The organism is Nocardioides jensenii JCM 1364 = NBRC 14755, from assembly GCF_001552535.1.
Classification (GTDB): domain Bacteria; phylum Actinomycetota; class Actinomycetes; order Propionibacteriales; family Nocardioidaceae; genus Nocardioides; species Nocardioides jensenii.
This window is the reverse complement of sequence record NZ_BCRJ01000056.1, coordinates 26254-42839: the sequence shown is the minus strand read 5'-3', so window position 1 is coordinate 42839 and position 16586 is coordinate 26254. Positions and strand designations below refer to the sequence as shown.

The 16586-nt window shown below is 69.4% G+C and carries 12 protein-coding genes; 8 read left to right on the top strand and 4 right to left on the bottom strand.

The window, feature by feature from the left end:
- The 3 genes from NJ4_RS12905 to NJ4_RS12895 all read left to right on the top strand — a co-directional run.
- A partial coding sequence (locus NJ4_RS12905; RefSeq protein ID WP_322787624.1) for a dolichyl-phosphate-mannose--protein mannosyltransferase occupies positions 1 to 1633 on the top strand: 1633 nt, incomplete at its 5' end.
- Positions 1624 to 2859 carry an MFS transporter gene (locus tag NJ4_RS12900; protein WP_067435527.1) on the top strand — a complete coding sequence of 412 codons (1236 nt, stop codon included), beginning with the start codon at positions 1624 to 1626 and terminating at the stop codon, positions 2857 to 2859. The genes NJ4_RS12905 and NJ4_RS12900, both read left to right, overlap by 10 nt.
- Before the next feature lie 143 nt (positions 2860 to 3002).
- Complete coding sequence (locus NJ4_RS12895) at positions 3003 to 3431, top strand: hypothetical protein (protein ID WP_067435548.1); 429 nt, start codon at positions 3003 to 3005, stop codon at positions 3429 to 3431.
- 7 nt (positions 3432 to 3438) lie between these two features.
- Here NJ4_RS12895 and NJ4_RS12890 read toward each other — a convergent pair whose 3' ends face one another.
- The 4 genes from NJ4_RS12890 to NJ4_RS12875 form a co-directional block, all read right to left on the bottom strand.
- A complete protein-coding gene (locus NJ4_RS12890) occupies positions 3439 to 4434 on the bottom strand; it encodes a DUF1015 family protein (protein ID WP_169799252.1) in 996 nt (331 codons plus the stop codon).
- A gap of 68 nt (positions 4435 to 4502) precedes the next feature.
- The gene (locus NJ4_RS12885; protein WP_082748519.1) at positions 4503 to 5753 is read right to left on the bottom strand and encodes a phosphoglycerate dehydrogenase; all 1251 of its coding nucleotides are present in this window, start codon (positions 5751 to 5753) and stop codon (positions 4503 to 4505) included.
- Between the two features lie 107 nt (positions 5754 to 5860).
- Positions 5861 to 6388 carry a hypothetical protein gene (locus NJ4_RS12880; protein ID WP_067435521.1) on the bottom strand — a complete coding sequence of 176 codons (528 nt, stop codon included), beginning with the start codon at positions 6386 to 6388 and terminating at the stop codon, positions 5861 to 5863.
- A 51-nt stretch (positions 6389 to 6439) separates the two neighbouring features.
- Positions 6440 to 8602 (bottom strand): DEAD/DEAH box helicase, encoded by a 2163-nt coding sequence (locus NJ4_RS12875; protein ID WP_067435518.1) that lies wholly within the window; start codon positions 8600 to 8602, stop codon positions 6440 to 6442.
- Positions 8603 to 8888: 286 nt separating this feature from the next.
- Here NJ4_RS12875 and NJ4_RS12870 point away from each other — a divergent pair, with 286 nt between their 5' ends.
- The 5 genes from NJ4_RS12870 to NJ4_RS12850 all read left to right on the top strand — a co-directional run bounded on the left by NJ4_RS12870 (position 8889) and on the right by NJ4_RS12850 (position 16557).
- Positions 8889 to 10454 carry a peptide chain release factor 3 gene (locus tag NJ4_RS12870; protein WP_082748518.1) on the top strand — a complete coding sequence of 522 codons (1566 nt, stop codon included), beginning with the start codon at positions 8889 to 8891 and terminating at the stop codon, positions 10452 to 10454.
- Between the two features lie 134 nt (positions 10455 to 10588).
- Positions 10589 to 11611, top strand: a complete 1023-nt coding sequence (locus tag NJ4_RS12865) for a fatty acid desaturase family protein (RefSeq protein ID WP_067435512.1) — start codon at positions 10589 to 10591, stop codon at positions 11609 to 11611.
- Positions 11612 to 11643: 32 nt separating this feature from the next.
- On the top strand, positions 11644 to 12540 hold the full coding sequence (locus tag NJ4_RS12860) for a LysR family transcriptional regulator (protein ID WP_067435508.1): 897 nt from the start codon (positions 11644 to 11646) through the stop codon (positions 12538 to 12540).
- Between the two features lie 85 nt (positions 12541 to 12625).
- The gene (gene aceE / locus NJ4_RS12855; protein ID WP_067435505.1) at positions 12626 to 15274 is read left to right on the top strand and encodes a pyruvate dehydrogenase (acetyl-transferring), homodimeric type; all 2649 of its coding nucleotides are present in this window, start codon (positions 12626 to 12628) and stop codon (positions 15272 to 15274) included.
- Between the two features lie 11 nt (positions 15275 to 15285).
- Positions 15286 to 16557, top strand: a complete 1272-nt coding sequence (locus NJ4_RS12850; RefSeq protein ID WP_067435502.1) for a 2-oxo acid dehydrogenase subunit E2 — start codon at positions 15286 to 15288, stop codon at positions 16555 to 16557.
- Positions 16558 to 16586 lie beyond the last annotated feature (29 nt).

Here is a 16586-nt window from a genome sequence, read left to right as displayed (position 1 = left end):
GGAGCCGCTGCCGCGGGTGAAGGAGCGGTGGCGGCCGCTGGCCCGGCTCGAGGATCCGCTGATCGGCTGGATCGCGGCGATCGCGGTGACCGCCCTCGCGCTGTTCCTACGCCTGTGGAAGCTCGGCACCCCCAAGGAGTTCGAGTTCGACGAGACGTACTACGCCAAGGACGCCTGGTCGATGCTCAACCACGGCTACGTCCAGAAGTACGTCGAGGATGCTGACAAGCTGATCCTCAACGGCCAGACCCGCGGTGCGTGGGACGCCCCGGCGCCGTCGATGATCGTGCACCCCGAGGTCGGCAAGTGGATGATCGCCGTGGGCGAGAAGGCCTTCGGGATGGACCCGTTCGGGTGGCGCGTCTCGGCCGCTGTCGTCGGCTCACTGATGATCCTGGTCATGTGCCGGTTGGTACGACGCCTCACCGGCTCGACGTTGCTGGGATGCATCGCCGGGCTGCTGCTGTGCTTCGACGGGATGCACCTGGTGCTCTCCCGACTGGCGCTGCTCGACATCTTCCTGGCGTTCTGGATCCTCTGCGCGGTGACCGCACTCGTGGTGGACCGCGACTGGACTCGGGAACGGATGGCCCGGCTCCCGGGCGGCAGTTGGGGCCCACTGAAGGGACTGTGGTTCCGCCCCTGGCGCCTGGTCGCGGGCATCTGCTTCGGCCTCGCCATCGGCACCAAGTGGAGCGCGCTCTACCCCTTGGCCGCGTTCGGCGTGCTGATCTGGTTGTGGGATGCCGGCGGTCGCCGTGCTCTCGGCGTACGACGCGCGGCACTGAAGTCGGCGCTGGTCGACGGGGTGCCGGCCTTCGTCCACCTCGTGCTGGTCGCGTTCGTCGTGTACGTCGCCTCGTGGACCGGCTGGTTGATCCATGCCGACGAGTACGAGAAGGAGTTCTCCCAGACCCAGTACGCCCAGTTCGTGTCGATGGACGAGGACTGCAAGGAGAAGCGGGACCCCGACGTCCAGTGGCCGACCGCGAAGGAGAAGGACGCCTCGGGGTTCGGCGAAGTGACCCAGTCGCTGCGCTCATTGGCGTCGTACCACCACGACGTCTACATCTTCCACACCCACTTCCTCAATTGCAGCACCCACAAGTACCAGTCCGACCCGCGCGGCTGGCTGCTGCTCAACCGGGCGGTCGGGGTCAACGTCGAGAACGACATCCAGCCCGGGAGCCAGGGATGCCAGGCCGCCGAAGGCAGCACCTGCCTGCGCGAGGTCGTGCTGCTGGGCACGCCCCTGCTGTGGTGGGGTGGCGCACTGGCGTTGATCTGGGCAGCCGTCGCCTGGGTCGGCAAGCGCGACTGGCGTTACGGCTTCGCCGTCGTCGGGGCCCTGACGATGTGGCTGCCGTGGGAGCTCAACGACGACCGGCCGATCTTCTCCTTCTATGCCTCGGCGATCCTGCCGTTCACGATCGTGGCGCTGACCCTGGCCATGGGCGAGATCCTCGGGCGAGATCCCGGGCCGTCCAGACGACGCACCGTCGGCACGATCATCACCGGCTCGTTCTTCATCCTGGTGGTGCTGAACTTCGCGTGGTTCTGGCCGATCTGGACCAATGAGCTGCTCACCCGCTCGGAGTGGCTGGACCGGATGTGGTTCTCCCGATGGATCTGAGTCCGGCTGAACACGAGGATCGGGCCGGTCGAGCGAACCGGCCGGTCTGGAGCCCGTGGCGATCCGTCTTCGCCTTCGGCATCGTCAGCCTCGCTGCCGACATGGTCTACGAGGGCATGCGCTCGATGGCCGGGCCGCTGCTCGGCTCCCTCGGCGCCTCGGCGCTGACAGTCGGCATCGTCACCGGCGCGGGCGAGGGGATCGCCCTGGCCCTGCGCCTGTTGACCGGCCGGATGGCCGATCGCACCGGGCGCTACTGGCGGCTGACGTTCGTCGGCTACGCGATGACCGCGATCTGCGTGCCCCTGCTGGCGATCACGCCCTTTCTCGGCGTCGCCGGGTTGGCTGTGGCCACCACGCTGATCCTGCTCGAACGCACGGGCAAGGCGGTACGCAGCCCGTCGAAGTCGGCTCTCTTGGCCCAGGTCTCGAAGTCGGTCGGCCGCGGCCGTGGGTTCGCCGTACACAAGGCACTCGACCAGGTGGGCGCCTTCGCCGGGCCCTTGCTGATCGCGGCCGTGGTCGCCGCCACCGGGCGGCTCTGGTTGGCGTTCGCCGTGCTCGCCGTGCCCGGTGTCCTGTCCTTGGTCCTGCTGGCGCAGGTGCGACGGCGTACGACGCTCGCGGACGACAAGGTCCCCGACGTCGTTCCCGAACCTCGTGAACCCGCGAGGCTGCCGATGGCCTTCTACGTGTTCGCCTCGTCGTGCGCGGCCGGAACCCTGGGCCTGATGACCTTCGGGGTGATCTCATTCCACGTGGTCGATGCCGGGCTCGCCGGCGCGGCCGCCGTCCCGGTGATCTACGCGATGGCGATGGCGATCGAGGCCGTTGCCGCCCTGGGCACCGGGTTCGCCTACGACCGCTGGCACGCCAAGGTGCTCTACGTCCTGCCGGTGACGATCGCGTTCGTCCCGGCACTCTCGCTGGCCGGACAGCTCGGCTGGGTGCTGGGCGGCGTGGCGTTGTGGGGATTGGCCACCGGCATCCAGGACTCGACGGTCAAGGCACTGGTGGCCGACCTTGTCCCCTCGGGATCACTCGCCACGGCGTACGGCGTCTTCGCCGCGTTCCAGGGCGGTGCCGCACTCGTGGGTGGCGCGCTGGCCGGTGGTCTCTATCGCGACCACCTCACGCTGCTGATCGTGATCGTCGCCGTGCTGCAGGCGATCTCGCTCGGCCTCCTGGTGGTGACCCGCCGATCAGTGGCCGCCGCCCAGCAGTGACCATCGCCACGCTGACGGCACCAATCTCGCCGTCGAGGTCCTGCCGGGCGTGAGCATGACGGCGGCCCCGGCACCGGATCGCGTCCGGCAGCCGATGACCGGGCACAATGCAGGGGAGACCCACCGAGGACCGGAGCAACACCATGAGCACCGCGCACGCCATCGCCATCGCCGCCACCTTCGTCTGGCTCGGCATGGTGGCGGCGATCTCCTTCATCGAGGCGCCGCTGAAGTTCCGGGCGCCCGGTGTCACCAGCAGGATCGGTCTCGGCATCGGCCGGTTGGTGTTCAGGGCGCTCAACGCGGTCGAGGCCGTGTTGGCGGCAGTGATGTTCCTCGCCCTGCTCATCGACCACGAGGAGGGCAGCAAGTTGGCGGTTGCGTCCTTGGCGGCAGTGGTGCTGGTCATCCAGCTGGTCGCCGTGCGCCCGGCGCTCACCAGGCGCAGCGACGCCGTGCTGTCAGGGGCAACCGGGCAGCGTTCGCAGGCGCACCTGGTCTACATCGCACTTGAGGTCGCCAAGGTGGTGCTGCTCGTCATCACCGGGGTCGTGCTCCTCGGCGAGGTCTGAGTGCGCGTCAGCGCACGATGATGCCGGCATAGGGCTTGGGGTCGAAGTACGTCGTCTTCGGTGGCATCACCTGGCCGAGATCGGCCACCTCCCTCAGCTGCTCGAGGGCCGGAGGCGCCAACACGAACAGAGCTCCCCCGTCCTGATCGCAGAGGCCGGCCAGCTCGCCGAGTGGCGTCGTCACCGAGATGCTCTCCGTCCGGTCGGCCGCCGCGGCTCCGAGCAGTGGAGCCAGCACGTGGCGTTCGAGGATGGTGAGGTCGAGGCCTTCCACCCCGGCCGGGCGGTCGCCCGCTGGATCGACAACGAGCCAGGTGCCGTCGACGTACACCTTGGTGCCACCGGCGTCAGGGCTCCCACCGGAGGCGCTCTCCGTGACCTCGCAGCACCGATCGAGAAGCCGCCGGAGCCGGACGGGGTCGACCGGACCGCTGACCCGTCGACGGAAGGCCCGCAGGCGGAGTCCGTGCAGGGGATAGAGAACGCACAGCAGTGCGGCCTCCGCCGGTCGGCCCGCCCGCTCCCAGAGGGCAAGACTGGCGGCAACACGGTGATGGCCGTCCGCGATGTAGTGCACGGCCCTGTCCAGGGCGTCGACGAGCTGCCGACCGGCAGCCTCCGAGACCCGCCAGACGGACTGACGCCAGCCGTCCGAGCCGGTGAAGTCGACCAGTGGCGGCCTTTCCAGCACCGCCGCCGTGATCCGGTCGACGTTCTGACCGGCGTCGTGCAGCAGGGCAATCAGCTCGGTGCGCCTGGGCACCGCGGCGAAGTGTTCGACGAGTCCCTCCACGCGAGCCGGGCAGACGGACTCGTGGCCCCGGACCCGTCCGTCGGTGAAGGCGAGGATGCTCACGTCGGCCACCACCCCGACGTGCTGGTCCGCACCGCGCTGGAGCCGGTAGACGCAGATTCCGGTCGTCGGAGGGTGGTAGTCGTCCGCGGCCGGGTCATGCATCGGGTCGGGACGGGTGCCGCTGCCCGCCGCCAGCGCGTCCGTCATCGGTGTGACGTTGCGGGCTGCTGCGTCCGAGCGCACGACGCGCGCTTCGGCGGGCCGCACCATCCAGCTCACGAGCGACCTGCCAGGGGTGTCGCGGAGACACCGAGGACCTCCGGGATGGCGGCCATCTCCTCCACCAGGGAGGGCGGCACGGCGCCCGCGACATCCATCGACGCCACGGCCGCCTGGCCACCTCGGAAGACGCGGTTCTCCATGTTCTCGACGTTCAGTCCGGCCGTTCGCAACAGGTCGAGCAGTCGGGCCAGGACTCCGGGGCGGTCGAGATGGCGGACCGTGAGCGTCACCGCGCCCAGCCGGCTGGGTTCGAGGTTGACACAGTTGCGCACCGCCCCCTGGGTGAACGCGTCCACGATCTCGACCACTCCGGCAGCGGTCGCGACCTGGGCTTGGACGGTCGAGGCGCCGATGTGGTGGGTGCCGACGACACCCGGGTGCCGGGCCAGTGGTGACTCCCACGCGCCGTTGCCGCCCGCGGGCTCGTCGCGGTAGACGTCGAGGCCGGCCCGAACCGCACCTGCCTCGAGTGACTCGAGCAGGGCGGTCTCGTCAACGAGGTCTCCACGTGAGGTGTTCAGCAGGATCGCGCCGTGGCGCATCCAACCGAGGAACTCCCGGTCCACGAGGTCATGGGTGTGCGACGTGGAGGGGGCGTGCAGGGAGACGATGTCGGAGGACCTGACGAGCTGCTCGAGTGAGGGCACCAGGGCGATGCCCAGCTCGGCGATGCGCGTCGTGGCCGTGGAACCACGGGGCTTGTCCAGCGCCTGCACGGCGATGCCGAACGCGGCTGCGCGGGCGGCGACCTCGAAGCCGATGGAGCCGAGCCCGATGATCGCCATCGTGGAGCCGAGCAGCCCGGTGGCCTTGCCGTAGGTCTTCTTCCGCCATGCGCCGGCTCGCAGGTCGGCGACGTTGTCGGCGATCCGCCGGTCGACGGCGAGGAGCAACCCCATGGTGAGCTCGGCGACCGCCGCGGAGTTGCGACCGGGCACGTTGGCCACCAGCACGCCGCGAGCGGCGGCAGCGGCGGTGTCGATCGTGTTCGTGCCGGCGCCGGCGCGAATGACCAGGGCGAGCCGGTCCGCGGCCTCGAGCGCCTGCTCGGTCACCTTGGTGCTGCGCACCACGAGGACGTCGAAGCCGGGGATGCTCCCGATCAGGTCGGACTTGCCCAAGGAGGCGTCGACGACGCAGTCGTGGCCACGCTGCTCGAGCTGGTCCAGGGCCTGCTGCGGCAGCGTGTCCGCAACGAGGATGCGCAGTCCCGGGGGCGGGTCCTGACGGAGTGAGGGTTGCATCGCGACCTCCCGCGCGAGGCGGTCGGCCCACCGATCGGGCCATGTCGACGTCACGCTAGCCCCTGCACCTCAGTTCTGCCACAGGAAGGCGTGGTACGCCGACCAGGTCAGCTCCGGGCGCCTGTTGCGGTGTTGACCGCGGGATCCCGCGAACCGGCGTACACGGCGGTGAACAGCACGAAGCCGGCCACGACCGCCGCCAGCGGGACGCCGTCGTCGAAGCCCAGCAGCGTACCGGCCATGCCGAGCGCCGCGATCGCGACCAGCACGAGGCCCAGAGTCCGGAAGAGCGGCACCTTGAACGCCTGCGCGAACGGCACGAAGTGGACGCCGACGACGAGCACCACCCAGCTCGGCACGAGCTCGGCGTGGTCGAGTCGGCGCAGCACCGCGGCCCCTGCCGGAATGCTGACCAGCTCCCCGATCACGCAGGTCCAATAGATGCGCAGCGCCGCAGGTGACGGCACCGGCGGCGCTTCCGGCGTACGCAGCACCAGCCAGGCGACCACCGCCACGAAAGCGACCACCCCGACGACGCGCAGTGTCGTCGAGGCCGGCAGCTCACCGGCATTGGCGAGCACGAAGACCAGTCCCCCGACGGCGCCGATGAGGCCGCCGATCTGTCGTCCGTTCATGCGGCCAGTCAACCGGAGGCCGCGACGACCGCCGTGAGGCGGGTGCCCCGATCAGCCCAGGCGCTCCAGCTCGTCGGTGAGCAGCGCGACCAACGCCTCGAGCTGTACGTCGGCCGAGTCGGCGATCTCCTCGTCGGACCCGTCGAGCGCCCGCGCAGCCAGACCTGCCTTGCTGTCGATCAGCTCGGCGATCTTGGTGTCGAGGGTCTGCGAGGCGATGATCCGCCACGCGGTGACCGGCTCGGCCTGACCGATGCGGTGGATGCGGTCGATCGCCTGGGTCTGCTCGGCATCGGTCCACGACAGTTCGGCGAGCACCATGTTGGAGGCCACCTGCAGGTTGAGCCCCACGCCGGCGGCGGTCAACGAGCACACCACGATCTCGACCCCGGGATCGTTGATGAACGCGTCGATGTTCTTCTGCCGCTCGCGTGGGGTCTGGTCTCCACGGATCGAGGAGTAGCGGATCTCGCGCTTGGCGAAGGTCTCCTGCGCGACGTCCATCACGTCGATGTGCTTGGCGAAGAAGACCACCTTGCCGACGTTGCGGGCGAGCTGAGCCGCATAGTCGGCGGCGAGCCCGGCCTTGGCCTGGCCGATGCGGCGCATCATCGTGAAGACGTTCTCGCCCGAAGCGTTGTCGCTGTTGTCCTCGCGCTCCCACGTCGCCACCCGGCGCACGAGCTCGTGGTCGATGCCCTCGACGGTGACGCCGGAGGTGCGCGTCTCCAGCGCGGTCTGGTAGCGCTTGAGCAGCCGCTTGGCCAGCTTGCGCTCCGAGTCGCGGATCGAGCGCCCCAGGGCGTCGTCGAGCTCCACGGGCAGGTCGGCGACCCGACGAGCCGGGATGTCGGAGGCGACGTCGACCTTGCGGCGCCGCACGATGCCCTGCTCGATCACGGCGGCACGAGCAGCGGAGTAGAAGCCGGCGTCGACCGGCGAGAGGCCGGTCTCCTCCAGGGCAGCCATCAGCTCGGGGCGCGGCTTCTTGTCGTCGATCCAGCCCAGGAACTGCCAGATCGCGCGGAAGTCCTCGATGTCGTTGATCAACGGCGTGCCGGTCAGCGCCATCATCAAGGGTCGCGGGGTTCGGGCCCGGATGCGATCCGCGATCTCCAGGGCGTGCTGCGAGCGCTGGGACGACTTGTTCTTGATGAAGTGGGCCTCGTCGATGACCATGCCGCGGAACCCGAAGTTGCCCAGCCAGCCGACGTGCCGGTCGAGCACCTCGTAGTTGATGATCACGATGTCGGCGAAGCCGTCGACACTGTCGCCGTCACCGTGGATCACGGTGACCGGCCGCTGCGGCGTCCAGATGTCGGCCTCGCGGGCCCAGTTGGTCTTGACCACCGAGGGCACCACGACCAGCAGGGGGTAGGCCTCGGCGGCCCGTGCGGCGAGCAGCGCCTGCGCGGTCTTGCCCAGGCCCGGCTCGTCGGCGAGCAGGAAGGTGCGGTGCCCCTCGGCCGCGGCCGCGACGACCTCGGCCTGGTGGTGCATCAGCTCCTTGCCGCCGGGCGTCATCAGGGTCGTCGGTTCGGGCAGCTCCATGCAGGACGACGCGCCGCCGTACTCGAACGAGCGGAACAGCGGGCCGAGCAGCTCCCACGACGCGAGTCGGTGGGTCTTCGGTGACACCGGCGCCGGCACGGAGAAGTCAGGCACGAGGAACGGGTTGGAGAGCTGGCGCGAGATCACCGACTGGGGCACCACGCGACGCTCGGAATGAGAGCCGTTGGCCACTGCAGGCTCCGGGGTGGCCACCTCCTCCGGCGGTACGTCGAGACCGGCGGCCTCGAGCATCTCGCGCTTCAGGGCCCGGGCGGCGTCGGAGACCTCGGACTCCTCGGTGAGCAGCTCGAGCAGCGACGTGTCACGGGCAGTGGTCTTGGCCAGGATCGTGGCGATGCCGTCGAGACGCTTCAGCTCGTCGGCCCGCTTGGCCTCGGTGGTCTCGGTGTCGGCCTTGATGCGGGCCCGCTCCTCGCGCACGAGCAGCGCCACCACCTGGAACTTGGTGCGGTCGGGCCGCTGCACGGCACCCTTCTGGACGGCGATCTCGACCTCGCGCACGGCGCGGGCGAGCACCGGGATGATGCCCTCGTTGTCGAGGGGACGCTTACGACGCTGGTTGCCGTTCTGGTTGCCGCGTTGCCGGTTCGACTGCGCGGGTCGCGTGCCACCGGTCTGTCGGCGCTGGCCTCGTCTTGCCAAGAATCTGCTCCTCTGGAGGGCCCGGTCAGGGCGTGGAGGCGGCACCGCTGGTCGGTCGACCTGAGTCGAACACTGGACGGAGTCGGAACCACATGGTTCGAGCATCAGCCGCCGGCCGAGCGAGTCGTTCCCGCGGTTCAGAGATTTGAACCGGTGGAACTGAGGGGTCGGGAAGCCTGCCCTCTACGGAGACCAGTGTACGCATTGCCGGCGTCCTGACCAGCATTCGGGTCGCGGTTCGGATCGCGATACTGCTCCCCGCACCTCTCGCCGGTAGATTCGGCGCGTGTCAGACAAGCGCCCCCGCCGTACCTTCGCCGTCATCAGCCACCCCGACGCCGGCAAGTCCACGCTCACCGAGGCCCTCGCCCTCCACGCCCGGGTGATCACCGAGGCCGGTGCGGTGCACGGCAAGGGCGGACGTCGTACGACGGTCTCGGACTGGATGTCGATGGAGCAGGCGCGCGGGATCTCGATCACCTCGGCGGCCCTGCAGTTCGACTATCGCGACCACGTCATCAACCTGGTCGACACCCCCGGGCACAGCGACTTCTCCGAGGACACCTACCGGGTGCTCTCCGCGGTCGACTCGGCGGTGATGCTGGTCGACGCCGGAAAGGGGCTCGAACCGCAGACGCTGAAGCTGTTCAAGGTGTGCGCCCTGCGCGGCATCCCCGTGATCACCGTGATCAACAAGTGGGACCGGCCCGGCCTGGCGGCGCTCGAGCTGATGGACCTGATCGAGAAGCAGATCAAGCTGCGGCCCACTCCCCTGACCTGGCCAGTGGGTGAGGCCGGCGACTTCCGCGGCGTGCTGGACCGTCGCACCGGTGAGTTCGTGAAGTACACCCGCACCGCAGGCGGCGCCACCCGCGCACCCGAACGCCGGATGCCCGCCGACGAGGTGGAGGCCGCCGACGCCGATGTGTGGGCCGACGCGGTCGAGGAGCACGAACTGCTCGCCGCCGACGACGCCGACCACGACCAGGCACGCTTCCTGGCCGGGGAGACCACCCCGGTGATGTTCGCCAGCGCCCTGCAGAACTTCGGTGTCGCGCAACTGCTCGACCTGCTGCTCGACCTGGCTCCGGCGCCGCACGTCACGGCCGGTGTCGACGGCACCCTGCGCCAGGTCGACGACGAGTTCAGTGCGTTCGTGTTCAAGGTGCAGTCCGGCATGAACGCCGCCCACCGCGACCGGCTGGCCTACGCCCGCATCGTCTCGGGGACCTTCGACCGCGGCATGGTGGTGACGCATGCGTCGACCGGGAAGCCGTTCGCGACCAAGTACGCCCAGGCCGTGTTCGGTCGCGAGGTGACCTCGATCGACCACGCCTTCCCCGGCGACATCGTCGGGTTCGTCAACGCCCAGGCCCTGCGCGTGGGCGACACCGTCTACACCGGCGACCCGATCGAGTTCCCGCCCGTGCCGACCTTCGCGCCCGAGCACTTCATGACCGCCAGTGCCTCCGACATCGGGCGCTACAAGCAGTTCCGTCGCGGCATCGAGCAACTTGACCAAGAGGGCGTCGTACAAGTCCTGCGCTCGGACCTGCGCGGTGACCAGAGCCCGGTGCTGGCGGCCGTGGGCCCGATGCAGTTCGAGGTCGTGCAGGATCGCATGACCAACGAGTTCAACTCACCGATCAGGCTCTCGCGACTCGACTACCAGGTGGCCCGCCGCACCGATGCCGAGGGCGCCAAGGCCTTGGCCGGCGCCCGCGGCTGCGAGGTGCTGCAGCGCTCCGACGGCACCCACCTGGCCATCTTCACCGACCAGTGGCGCGCCACCGCGACCGCTCGTGACAACCCGGACGTGATGCTCGAGGCGCTGCCGGCCGGCGGCAGCTGAGTCCACCCTCCGTCGTGTCCTCCGCGCTACGGTGGAAGGAACAGGACTGCGACCCTCAGGTCAACGGGCGCCCCATGACGCCCAGCACACCTCGATTCTGACGAGGGCAGCACACCCGTTAGGCGGTGGCATTCATGACCACGCAATCGGTACACATCCCCGGCACCTATGCCGAACTCACCAAGCAGATCCGAGCACTGGGCCTGCTGCGCAGCCGACCATGGTCGTACGCCGGACACGGCGCCGTCGTGCTCGCCGGCCTGGCCCTGGTCGTGGTGCCTCCGCTGGTCTGGCGCGACTCGTGGTGGCTGCTGTTCCTGGCCGTTCCGCTCGGGTTGGTGTCCACCCAGATCGGATTCCTCGGACACGACGTCGGCCACCTCCAGGTCACCCGCAACGCCCGGCACAGCCGGGTGATCGGGCTCGTGGTCGCCAACCTGATGGCCGGTCTGAGCTACGGCTGGTGGGTGCGCAAGCACAACGCCCACCACGCGCACCCCAACGACCTGGAGGTCGACCCCGACGTCCGTGTCGGGATGCTCGTCTTCGACGCCGACCAGGCCGGCGAGCGGCGGGGCGCCGCCGCATGGGCCACCCGACACCAGGCGCTGCTGTTCTTCCCCCTGCTGCTCGGCGAGGCGGTCAACCTGCACGTCGCCAGCGTGCGTGAGCTGTTCGTCCCCGGTCTGCGACAACGCGCGCTTGAGGGTCTCCTGATGCTGGCGCACTTCCTCGGCTACCTCGCCCTTCTGGTGGTCGCCTTCACCTGGTGGCAGGCGATTGCGTTCGTGGCGATCCACAAGGGCGTGCAGGGTCTCTATCTGGGTTGCTCCTTCGCACCCAACCACAAGGGAATGCCGGTCCTCGATGCCGAGCAGGCGCGGGATCCGTTGCTGAGGCAGGTGCTGACGTCGCGCAACATCCGTGGCGGGTTCTTCACCGACGCCGCATTCGGCGGGCTGAACTACCAGATCGAGCACCATCTCTACCCGAGCATGCCGCGGGCCAACCTGCGCCATGCCCAACCGGTGGTCCAACGCTTCTGCGAGGAGCACGGAATCCGGTACGTCGAGTGCTCGGCCGTCGCGTCCTACGCCGCGGCGATCGGCCACCTGCACCACGTGGGTGCCGGCCTGCGGGCCGCGGGCGGCCGCTGAGATCCCGATCCATGTCCTGACATCATGGGTTCATGGAGCTGGAGACGATTCGCGCATTCCTCGCCGTGGCCGACGGCAGCACGGTGACCGAGACTGCCGAGCAGCTCCACCGCACGCAACCCGCGGTGTCCCGCGCCCTGGCCAGGCTCGAGCGCGAGGTGGGCACACCGCTGCTCCAACGAGTCGGTCGCGGCCTGACCCTGACCCCGGCCGGCCGAGAGCTGGCCGGTCACGCCCGTGACACCCTCGACGCCTACGAGCGCGGCGTGCGATCAGTGCAGGACATCACCGCCCCCGAGGGCGGCTTCGTGCCCCTGGCCTTCCTGCACACCCTCGGGACCTGGCTCGTGCCCGAGCTGATCCGCGCCTTTCGTGCCGAACGGCCCAGTGTGCGGTTCGACCTGCGCCAACACGGTGACGCGGGCCTGATCGACGACCTGCTCAACGGTGTCGTGGACCTCGCCGTCACCGGCGACCGACCGCAGCTGAAACAGATCGAGAGCCGACGGCTGTTCCTCGAGCCCCTGCGCCTGGTGGTGCCACCCGACCACCGGCTCGCATCCCGTCGGACGGCGAGACTCGGCGACGTCGCGCGCGAGCAGTTCATCGTGCTGAAGCCGGGTTTCAGCCTGCGTTCGGTCACCGAGGACCTGTGCGACAGGGTCGGTTTCACGCCGCAGATCGGATTCGAGGGCGAGGAGGTCGAGACCCTCCGCGGGCTGGTCTCGGCGGGCCTCGGCGTTGCCCTGCTGCCCGAGCCACGGAGCGGCGCCACACCGATCGCGCCCTCCCTGCGCATCACCGACGTGCGCGCCTCCCGGGAGATCGGCCTGGCCTGGATCCGTGACCGCCACCTGCCGCCGGCCTCCGCACAGTTTCGCGACCACGCGCTCCGGACCAGCTCGCGCATTCATGTCTCCGACGCATGAATCGATGCTCAACTAGGCATTAGACGCATTCCAGAACTGCCCTGAGGATGGGGGACGGACATCTCCATCAACCTGAGGACACGGGATGACAGACATCGACCCCGCCGAGACACAGGAGTGGCGCGACGCACTCGCCGCCGTCCTGGAGTTCGAGGGTGAGGCGCGCACCGAGTTCCTGCTCGACCAGGTCCTCGAGGAGGCGCAGCGCCTTGGTTCCCGGGTGCCGTTCTCGGCCACGACGCCGTACGTCAACACGGTCGCGGTGAGTGACGAGCCGACCCATCCGGGCGACCGCGACATCGAGCACAGCATCCGCTCCGTGATCCGTTGGAACGCCCTGGCGATGGTGCTCCGGGCCAACAAGGAGTCGACCGAGCTCGGCGGCCACCTCTCCAGCTTCCAGTCCGCCGCGACCCTGTACGACGTGGGCTTCCAGCACTTCTGGCACGCCGCGTCCGACGACCACGGCGGCGACCTGGTCTACGTCCAGGGCCACCTCTCCCCCGGCATCTACGCCCGCGCGTTCCTCGAGGGCCGGCTCACCGAGGCGCAGCTCGACAACTTCCGTCAGGAGACCGGCGGCGCCGGGCTCTCGTCGTACCCCCACCCCTGGCTGATGCCCGACTTCTGGCAGTTCCCGACCGTCTCGATGGGGCTCGGTCCCCTGATGGCGATCTACCAGGCACGCTTCCTCAAGTACCTCCACGCCCGCGGCCTGGCAGACACCGCCGACCGCAAGGTCTGGGCGTTCCTCGGGGACGGCGAGACCGACGAGCCCGAGTCACTGGGCGCGATCTCGATGGCGGCGCGCGAGAAGCTCGACAACCTGGTCTTCGTGGTCAACTGCAACCTGCAGCGACTGGACGGACCGGTGCGCGGCAACGGCAAGATCATCCAGGAGCTCGAAGGCGTCTTCCGCGGTGCCGGATGGAACGTCATCAAGGTCATCTGGGGCTCGGGCTGGGACCAGCTGCTCGCCAAGGACTCGTCCGGCGCCCTCAAGCGACGGATGATGGAGTGCGTCGACGGCGAGTACCAGACCTTCAAGTCCAAGGACGGCGCCTACGTCCGTGAGCACTTCTTCGGCGTCGATCCGGAGCTCGCGCGAATGGTCGCGGACTGGACCGATGACGAGATCTGGCGCCTCACCCGTGGCGGACACGACCCGCAGAAGGTGTACGCCGCCTACGCCGCCGCCAACGCCCACACCGGATCTCCCACCGTCGTGCTGGCCAAGACGGTGAAGGGCTACGGCCTCGGAGCCGCCGGTGAGGCCCAGAACATCACGCACCAGGCGAAGAAGGTCGCCGACCCCGCGCTCCGCGCCTTCCGCGACCGTTTCTCGATCCCGGTCCCGGACGAGCAGCTCCCCGACCTGCCCTACGTCTCCTTCGAGGCGGGCTCCGTCGAGCACAAGTACCTCCACGCACGGCGCGAGGAGCTCGGCGGCTACCTGCCCGAGCGGCGGCGCGCCTCGACGCCCCTGGAGGTCCCGGGAGTCGAGGCATTTGCCGCCCAGACCGCTGGGTCGAAGGGCCGCGCGATCTCGACCACCATGGCGTTCGTCCAGGTGCTCACCAAGCTGCTGCGCGACAAGAACGTCGGCAACCGGGTGGTCCCGATCGTCCCTGACGAGGCGCGCACCTTCGGCATGGAGGGGCTGTTCCGCCAGGTCGGGATCTTCTCGCAGTCCGGCCAGCTCTACACGCCCGAGGACGCCGAGCAGCTGATGTTCTACAAGGAGGACGCCGGCGGCCAGATCCTCCAGGAGGGCATCAACGAGGCCGGCGCCATGTCGTCCTGGATCGCCGCGGCGACGTCGTACTCCAGCAACGACACCCCGATGATCCCGTTCTACATCTACTACTCAATGTTCGGGTTCCAGCGCATCGGCGACCTCGCCTGGGCGGCCGGCGACATGCGGGCCCGCGGGTTCCTGCTCGGCGGGACCGCCGGTCGTACGACGCTCAACGGCGAGGGTCTGCAGCACGAGGACGGACACAGCCACCTGCAGGCCGCGATGATCCCGAACTGCGTGGCCTACGACCCGACGTACGCCTTCGAGCTGGCGGTCATCGTCGCCGACGGGCTGCGCCGGATGTACGCCGAGCAGGAGGACGTCTTCTACTACCTCACGCTGATGAACGAGAACTACGAGCACCCGCCGATGCCCGAGGGCGTCACCGACGGGATCCTCAAGGGCCTCTACCGGCTGCAGCCCGGCAAGGGCCGCGGTGCCGCGAAGGTGAACCTCCTCGGTTCGGGCACCATCCTGCGGGAGGTGCTCGCCGCCGCCGACCTGCTGGCCAGCGACTTCAAGATCAAGGCCGACGTGTGGAGCGCACCCAGCTTCACCGAACTGCGCCGCGACGGCCTGGCCACCGAGCGGTGGAACACCCTCCACCCGCTCGAGGAGCAGCGGACGTCGTACGTCGAGGAGTGCCTCGGCGACGCCCGGATCCCGGTGGTGGCGGCAACCGACTACATGAAGTCATTCGCCGACCAGATCGCGCGCTTCGTGCCCGGCAGCTACACCGCACTGGGCACTGACGGGTTCGGCCGGTCCGACTACCGCCGCAACCTGCGCAGTCACTTCGAGGTGGACCGCCACCACATCACCGTCGCCGCACTCAGCAGCCTGGCCGCCGACGGCAAGGTCAGCAGGGACGTGGTCGCCCAGGCGATCGAGAAGTACGGCATCGACCCCAACCGGCCCGACCCGGCCCACGCGTGAGGACAGCAACGATGGAGATCAAGGTTCCCGACATCGGCGACTTCGCCGACGTACCCGTCATCGAGATCCTGGTCAGCGCCGGGGACGTCGTCCAGGCGGAGGACCCGCTCGTCACCCTGGAGACCGACAAGGCCACCATGGAGATTCCGTCCCCGATCGCCGGCACGATCGTGTCGCTGTCGGTCCAGGTCGACGACACCGTCAGCCAGGGCAGCGTGATCGCGATCGCCGAGGCCCTTGACTCGCCCCCGGCCGCGGATGCCGCCCCCGACCCGACACCGGCATCCGCTCCCGCTCCTGCGGCTGAGGTGCCGGCTCCCGAGCCGGTCCAGCCCGCACCGGCAGCGGCGGCGCCCGTCAGGGATGAACCCGGCACGGACTCCGGGACCAGCGCCACCCTGCGTGCCACTCCGCTCGTACGCCGACTTGCCCGTGAGCTCGAGGTCGACCTCGCGGGGGTCACCGGCAGCGGCCCGGGCAAGCGCGTGACCAAGCAGGACCTGCTCACCCACTACGAGACCTCGCTCGTACCCTCCGCCTCCGCGGGCACGGCCGGGATCCCTGCCGTCCCCGAGGTCGACTTCTCGAAGTTCGGGCCGATCCGCACGGTGCCGCTCTCGCGGATCAAGAAGCTCTCCGGACCTCACCTGCACCGCTCCTGGCTCAATGTCCCGCACGTCACCCACTCGGACGAGGCCGACATCACCGACCTCGACGCCTACCGCCGCGAGCTCGACGACACGGCCCGCCCCGAGGGATACCGCGTCACGCTGCTGAGCTTCCTGCTCAAGGCTGTGGCCGCCAGCCTGCGGAAGTTCCCGGAGGTCAACAGCTCACTGGCCGGCGACGAGCTCGTGCTCAAGGACTACGTCCACATCGGCGTCGCCGTCGACACACCCGACGGCCTCGTGGTGCCCGTCGTCCGCGACGTGGACCGCAAGGGTGCACTCGAGCTCAGCCGCGAGCTCGGCGACCTGTCTGCCCGGGCCCGGGAGGGCAGGCTCACCGCGACCGACATGCAGGGCGCGACCTTCACCATCAGCAGCCTCGGTGGCATCGGGGGCACCGCCTTCACCCCGATCGTCAACGCCCCCGAGGTCGCCATCCTCGGCGTCGTGCGCTCCAAGATGGCGCCGGTCTGGGACGGCGAGACCTTCGCGCCCCGGCTGATGCTGCCGCTGTGCCTGTCCTACGACCACCGGGTGATCGACGGCGCACTGGCGGCCCGTTTCACCGCCCACCTCACGCAGCTCGCCGCCGACGTACGCCGACTCGCACTGTGACCCGCGCCGACTGACCGCGGGGAGACCCG

What these genes read in the sequence shown, in the direction of transcription:
- NJ4_RS12900 (WP_067435527.1), top strand. Translation starts at nt 1,624, where the DNA reads ATGGATCTGAGTCCGGCTGAACACGAGGATCGGGCCGGTCGAGCGAAC.
- NJ4_RS12895 (WP_067435548.1), top strand. Translation starts at nt 3,003, where the DNA reads ATGAGCACCGCGCACGCCATCGCCATCGCCGCCACCTTCGTCTGGCTC.
- NJ4_RS12890 (WP_169799252.1), bottom strand. Translation starts at nt 4,434, where the DNA reads ATGACGGACGCGCTGGCGGCGGGCAGCGGCACCCGTCCCGACCCGATG.
- NJ4_RS12885 (WP_082748519.1), bottom strand. Translation starts at nt 5,753, where the DNA reads ATGCAACCCTCACTCCGTCAGGACCCGCCCCCGGGACTGCGCATCCTC.
- NJ4_RS12880 (WP_067435521.1), bottom strand. Translation starts at nt 6,388, where the DNA reads ATGAACGGACGACAGATCGGCGGCCTCATCGGCGCCGTCGGGGGACTG.
- NJ4_RS12865 (WP_067435512.1), top strand. Translation starts at nt 10,589, where the DNA reads ATGACCACGCAATCGGTACACATCCCCGGCACCTATGCCGAACTCACC.
- NJ4_RS12860 (WP_067435508.1), top strand. Translation starts at nt 11,644, where the DNA reads ATGGAGCTGGAGACGATTCGCGCATTCCTCGCCGTGGCCGACGGCAGC.
- aceE (WP_067435505.1), top strand. Translation starts at nt 12,626, where the DNA reads ATGACAGACATCGACCCCGCCGAGACACAGGAGTGGCGCGACGCACTC.
- NJ4_RS12850 (WP_067435502.1), top strand. Translation starts at nt 15,286, where the DNA reads ATGGAGATCAAGGTTCCCGACATCGGCGACTTCGCCGACGTACCCGTC.